This is a genomic window from Pseudomonas sp. DF5 (assembly GCF_058148225.1).
In genome coordinates this window covers 445467-452122 of the sequence record NZ_JBYVYM010000001.1, presented here as the reverse complement: position 1 = coordinate 452122, position 6656 = coordinate 445467, and the positions used below count along the sequence as shown (strand labels likewise).

Sequence of the window (6656 nt, the reverse complement as noted above, 5' to 3'; positions counted from 1 at the left end):
GCCAACGCTAAGCGTTGGCCTTTTTCGTTTCAGCGGTCCTGCCGGATCAGAAATCCAGGTTAGACACCGCCAGAGCATTGCTTTCGATGAAGTCACGGCGAGGTTCGACCGCATCACCCATCAGGGTATTGAAGATCTGGTCGGCGCCGATGGCGTCTTCGATGGTCACTTTGAGCATGCGGCGCGAGCCCGGATCCATGGTGGTTTCCCACAGCTGATCAGGGTTCATCTCACCCAGACCTTTGTATCGCTGGATAGTGTGGCGCTTGGTACTTTCGGCCATCAGCCATTCAAGGGCTTCCTTGAACTCGGTGACGGCTTTCTTGCGTTCGCCGCGCTGAATATAAGCGCCATCGTCCAGTAGGGTGCTCAGTTGAGCGCCCAGGGAGACGACGGTCTTGTAATCGTTGCTGCCGAAGAAGTCGCGGTTGAAGGTGACGTAGTTCGACAGGCCGTGGGAGATCAGTTCGACCTCAGGCAGCCAGACGTTACGTTCACGGTCTTCACGCAGGCTGGCCTTGTAGACCAGGCCGGACTTCTCGACGGTGCGCAAGCGAACTTCGTACTGAGCCAGCCAATCCTGCATCGCTGCATGATCGGACAGCTGCTCCATGCTGACTGCTGGCAGGTAGATGAAGTGCTCGGTCAGTTCCTGTGGGTACAGGCGCGACAGACGCTTGAGGGTCTTCATTACCAGGCGGAAGTCATTCACCAGACGCTCGAGGGCTTCACCGGAGATACCCGGGGCTTCCTCGTTCAGGTGCAGGCTCGCATCTTCCAGGGCCGACTGCGTCATGTACTCTTCCATGGCGTCGTCGTCTTTGATGTATTGCTCTTGCTTGCCTTTCTTGACCTTGTACAGCGGTGGCTGAGCGATGTAGATGTAGCCGCGCTCGATCAGCTCTGGCAACTGACGGAAGAAGAAGGTCAGCAGCAGGGTACGGATGTGCGAACCGTCGACGTCAGCATCGGTCATGATGATGATGTTGTGATAACGCAGCTTGTCGATGTTGTATTCGTCGCGACCGATGCCGCAGCCTAGCGCGGTGATCAAGGTGCCCACTTCTTGCGAAGAGATCATCTTGTCGAAGCGCGCCTTCTCGACGTTCAGGATCTTGCCCTTCAATGGCAGGATGGCCTGGGTCTTGCGGTTACGCCCCTGCTTGGCAGAGCCGCCAGCAGAGTCACCTTCCACAAGGTACAGTTCGGAGAGGGCAGGGTCTTTTTCCTGGCAGTCCGCCAATTTGCCCGGCAGGCCGGCGATATCCAGCGCGCCTTTACGACGGGTCATCTCACGGGCTTTACGCGCAGCTTCACGTGCACGCGCCGCGTCGATCATCTTGCCGACGACCAGCTTGGCTTCGTTCGGGTTTTCCAGCAGGAAGTCGGAGAAGTACTTGCCCATTTCCTGTTCGACCGCGGTCTTCACTTCGGAAGACACCAGCTTGTCTTTGGTCTGGGAGCTGAACTTCGGATCCGGCACTTTCACCGAAATGATCGCCGTCAGGCCTTCGCGGGCATCGTCACCGGTGGTGGCGACTTTGTGCTTCTTCGCCAGACCTTCAGCTTCGATGTAGGTGTTCAGGTTACGCGTCAGTGCCGAACGGAAACCCACCAGGTGAGTACCGCCATCGCGCTGCGGAATGTTGTTGGTGAAGCACAACAGGTTCTCGTTGAAGCTGTCGTTCCACTGAAGGGCGATTTCCACGCCGATGCCGTCTTCACGCTGGATGTTGAAGTGGAACACCTGGTTGACCGCAGTCTTGTTGGTGTTCAGGTATTCAACGAACGCACGCAGACCACCTTCGTACTTGAACAACTCTTCCTTGCCGCTGCGCTCGTCCTTGAGGACGATGCCGACGCCGGAGTTGAGGAAGGACAGCTCGCGAATCCGCTTGGCCAGGATGTCCCAGCTGAAGTGGATATTTTTGAAGGTGTCAGCCGAAGGCTTGAAGTGAATCTGGGTACCGGTGGATTCGCTGTCGCCAACGATTTTCATCGGCTCTTGCGGAACACCGTGGACGTAAGTCTGTTCCCAGATTTTGCCGCTGCGGCGAACGGTCAGGACCAGTTCTTCGGACAGGGCGTTAACCACCGATACACCTACACCGTGCAGACCGCCGGAAACTTTGTAGGAGTTGTCGTCGAACTTACCGCCGGCGTGCAGCACGGTCATGATGACCTCGGCTGCTGAAACGCCTTCTTCTTTATGCACGTCTACCGGGATGCCACGACCGTTGTCACGAACGGTGATGGACTCATCCGGGTGGATGATGATGCTGATGTCGTCGCAGTGGCCGGCCAAAGCTTCGTCGATCGAGTTATCGACCACCTCGAACACCATGTGGTGCAGACCGCTGCCATCGTCGGTGTCACCAATGTACATACCGGGACGTTTGCGTACGGCATCCAGGCCTTTCAGCACTTTAATGCTCGTTGAGTCGTACGTATTTTCTTCGCTCAATGCCTTCACTCCCGATGGTCGTGGGTCTGGGTGATACGGCCCTGTTCCACGTGGAACAGAGCGACTGGCGTTTCCGTCTGCCAGCCTTCCCTCAATAATTCGTGATCTACACAGGTGATAAAGACCTGGCAGCGTAAGTCTTCCAGCAAGCGGCAAAGCGCGCGACGGTGGTGCTCGTCCAGTTCGGACGGCAGGTCATCCACCAGATAAATACACTGGCCGCGTCGGGCCTGGCTGACCAAGTGCCCTTGGGCGATCCGCAATGCACAGACCACTAACTTCTGCTGACCACGGGACAAGATGTCCGCGGCGTTATGTGCGCCTAATCGGAGACGCAAATCAGCACGTTGTGGTCCAGCCTGGGTATGACCCATTTGCTGGTCCCGCTGAAGGGACCCGGCGAGCACTGCACTCAACTCACGGTCTTTGTCCCAGCCTCGGTAATAGCTGAGCGTCAAACCCTCAAGCTCAACCAGTTCGCTCAAGGTCTGTTCAAAGACTGGTTTCAAGGCTTTGATGTAAGCGCGGCGGTATTCATCTATTTCATCGCTGGCCTGGCACAGTTCCCTGTCCCAAACCGCTTGCGAAACGGCGTCAAGTGTACCATGCCGCAGCCAAGAGTTTCTCTGGCGCAAGGCCTTCTGCAGGCGCTGCCACGTGGACATGAATCGCGGTTCCACGTGGAACACACCCCAGTCGAGAAACTGCCGGCGAATCTTCGGAGCGCCTTCCAGCAAGCGAAAACTATCCGGGTTGATCAACTGCAGCGGCAGGATCTCCGCCAGTTGCGCCGCACTACGGGCGTTCTGCCCGTCGATGCGGATCTGAAACTCTCCCTGACGATCGCGAGATATCCCCAACGCGCTGTGCCCGCCCTCGGCCAATTCGACCTGGCCAAATACCGTGCACGCCAATTGCTCGTACTGAATGACCGGTAACAGACGGCTGCTACGAAACGAACGGGCAAGCCCCAGCAGATGTATGGCTTCCAGAACACTGGTTTTGCCGCTGCCGTTGGCGCCGTAAAGAATGTTGATTCGGGGGGAGGGGGAGAAGGTCACCGGGTGCAGATTGCGCACCGCGGTGACCGAGACGCGACTTAAGGACATCTAGCTTCTGCTGAGCATGATTACAGACGCATCGGCATGACAACGTAAGCCGAGTCGTCGTTGTCGGACTCTTGCACCAGCGCACTGCTGTTGGAGTCGGACAGGATCAGACGAACCTGCTCGGTGGTCATCACGCCCAATACGTCGAGCAGATAGCTCACGTTGAAGCCAATTTCCAGAGAGCCGCCGTTGTACTCAACGCCCACTTCTTCTTCCGCTTCCTCCTGCTCCGGGTTGTTCGCCTGGATCTTCAGCTGACCATTGGCCAGTTGCAGACGGATACCACGGTACTTTTCGTTGGACAGAATCGCGGTACGGCTGAATGCTTCACGCAGGGCCTGGCGATCGCCGAGTACCAGCTTGTCGCCGCCTTTAGGCAGAACGCGCTCGTAGTCAGGGAATTTACCGTCGACCAGTTTCGAGGTGAAGGTGAACTCGCCGGTGGTGGCACGGATGTGGTGCTGGCCCAGCACGATGCTGACGTTGCCTTCCGGTTCGGTCAGCAGACGCGCCAGTTCCAGAATACCTTTGCGTGGCACGATGACCTGATGACGATCCGGCTGACCGATATCGGCCTGCATCGAACACATGGCCAGACGGTGACCGTCGGTCGCTACGGCACGGATGATCCCGGCCGAGACTTCCAGCAGCATGCCGTTGAGGTAGTAACGCACGTCCTGCTGCGCCATAGCGAAGCTGGTGCGTTCGATCAGACGACGCAGTTTGCTTTGCTCGAGGCTGCAGGTCAGCGAACCCGGGCCCTCTTCTACCGTAGGGAAGTCGTTGGCCGGCAGGGTCGACAGGGTGAAGCGGCTACGGCCGGCCTTCACCACGAGCTTCTGCTCATCGACCTTGATGTCGATCAGTGCATCGTTCGGCAGGCTCTTGCAGATGTCCATCAGCTTGCGCGCAGGCACAGTGATGGAGCCCGGGTCTGCCGGCTCTTCAAGTTGCACACGACCGACCAGCTCGACTTCCAGGTCGGTACCGGTCAGCGACAGTTGCTGGCCTTCGACAACCAGCAGCACGTTGGAAAGCACCGGCAAGGTCTGTCGGCGCTCGACGACGCCTGCGACCAGTTGCAGGGGTTTCAACAGGGCTTCGCGTTGAATGGTGAAATGCATGGTCTAGTCCCTTGCCTTAATAAGCTGCGCTGGTGTTCATCAAGTGGTCAGTGTACGCAGCAGGTTCTTGTAGTCCTCGCGGATGTCCGCGTCGGATTCCTTAAGCTCGTTGATCTTGCGGCAGGCGTGCAAAACAGTCGTGTGGTCGCGGCCGCCAAACACATCGCCGATTTCCGGCAGGCTGTGGTTGGTCAATTCCTTGGACAACGCCATGGCGACCTGACGCGGACGTGCAACCGAGCGTGAACGACGCTTGGATAGCAGGTCGGAGATCTTGATCTTGTAATACTCGGCGACGGTGCGCTGAATGTTATCCACAGAGACCAGTTTGTCTTGCAGCGCCAACAAGTCTTTCAGGGATTCGCGAATCAACTCGATGGTGATGTCGCGCCCCATGAAGTGCGAGTGGGCGATCACGCGTTTTAGCGCGCCTTCCAGCTCACGGACGTTGGAGCGAATACGCTGGGCAATGAAGAATGCCGCGTCGTGTGGCAGATCGACTTTGGCCTGGTCGGCCTTTTTCATCAGGATCGCCACGCGGGTTTCCAGCTCCGGCGGTTCGACGGCAACCGTCAGGCCCCAGCCAAAGCGGGATTTGAGACGTTCTTCAAGGCCTTCGATTTCTTTCGGATAGCGGTCACTGGTGAGAATGACCTGCTGGCCACCTTCGAGCAGGGCGTTGAAGGTGTGGAAAAACTCTTCCTGCGAACGTTCCTTGCGAGCGAAGAACTGAATGTCATCGATCAGCAACGCATCCACCGAACGGTAGAAGCGCTTGAACTCGTTGATCGCGTTCAGTTGCAGCGCCTTGACCATGTCGGCCACGAAACGCTCCGAATGCAGGTACACGACCTTGGCATTCGGGTTCTTCTTTAACAGGTGGTTACCCACAGCGTGCATCAAGTGGGTTTTACCCAAACCGACGCCGCCATAAAGGAAGAGCGGGTTGTAACCGTGTTTGGGGTTGTCCGCCACCTGCCAGGCCGCAGCCCGTGCCAGTTGGTTGGACTTACCTTCGACGAAGTTCTCGAAAGTGAAAGTGCGGTTCAAGTAGCTGGTGTGCTTGAGCGCGCCTTCGACCTGCACCGTGCGCTGCTCGGAACGCACCGGGGCCTGTTGCGAACTGGCGCCGGCCATTGGGTCGAAGCTGTCGCGGGACGGCTCTTCACTGACCTCGGCAACTTTTTGCGTCGAACGCTTGGTCGGTGCCGTCGTCGGAGCAGGGGCCGGAGCGCTGACCGGTGTGGCAGCCGCCTGAGCCTGGGACGCCGCAGCGGCCAACGGGGCATTGGGTGCCGCACGCGGAGCCGAACTGCGTTTGCTGCCTATTAATAAGGAAAGCGCCGGCGCCATGCCATTGCCATGCTCATCCAGCAGTTCAAGGACACGGCCCAGGTACTTTTCGTTGACCCAGTCGAGAACAAAACGATTCGGTGCGTAGACACGCAGCTCATCGCCTTCGGCTTCGACCTGTAGTGGACGGATCCAAGTGTTGAATTGTTGGGCAGGCAGCTCATCGCGCAAAAGCTCCACGCACTGCTGCCAAAGTTCCACTGACACGGATATCCCCTAAGTTGAAAGCCGGTGAGGCAAAAACAAGCGGTCATTGTAGCGGCCAGACGCCCACTTATCCACATGCAGGTTGCGCACAGGGCATGAATTATCAATGCGTTAACCCTCGAAAAGAAGACCAACGGTATGTGCATAAGCTCTGTGGATAACCGACCATGAGGGCACTGGACAAGTGGGGGCGAAACTCGGTGGATAACCTGCCTGTGGATAACTGACCTTTCCACGCACAGCTTATCCGATAGCGCAGCACAGGCTGATCACCGTTTTCCACCGTAGTTGTCATTCTCTGTACATCACGGTTTTAAAGGGCTGAGGGTAGTTATCCACAGAAGGTCGCATGCCTAGCTTTTACAAGCTTTACAGAAAAGCTTTAAATAATTCCCTTCT

At 57.4% G+C, this 6656-nt stretch carries 4 protein-coding genes; all 4 read right to left on the bottom strand.

Annotated elements, in window-relative coordinates; all coding sequences use genetic code 11:
• Window positions 1-46 precede the first annotated feature (46 nt).
• From gyrB to dnaA, 4 genes are read right to left on the bottom strand one after another with little or no spacing between them, the layout of a single operon-like run.
• Complete coding sequence (gene gyrB / locus AC30D7_RS02100) at window positions 47-2464, bottom strand: DNA topoisomerase (ATP-hydrolyzing) subunit B (RefSeq protein ID WP_007934319.1); 2418 nt, start codon at window positions 2462-2464, stop codon at window positions 47-49.
• Window positions 2465-2469: 5 nt separating this feature from the next.
• Window positions 2470-3573: a DNA replication/repair protein RecF gene (recF, locus tag AC30D7_RS02095; RefSeq protein WP_105342583.1), complete on the bottom strand. Its 1104-nt coding sequence runs from the start codon at window positions 3571-3573 to the stop codon at window positions 2470-2472.
• Window positions 3574-3593: 20 nt separating this feature from the next.
• Window positions 3594-4697 carry a DNA polymerase III subunit beta gene (dnaN, locus tag AC30D7_RS02090; protein ID WP_490132829.1) on the bottom strand — a complete coding sequence of 368 codons (1104 nt, stop codon included), beginning with the start codon at window positions 4695-4697 and terminating at the stop codon, window positions 3594-3596.
• 39 nt (window positions 4698-4736) lie between these two features.
• A complete protein-coding gene (gene dnaA, locus AC30D7_RS02085; RefSeq protein ID WP_490132828.1) occupies window positions 4737-6257 on the bottom strand; it encodes a chromosomal replication initiator protein DnaA in 1521 nt (506 codons plus the stop codon).
• Window positions 6258-6656 lie beyond the last annotated feature (399 nt).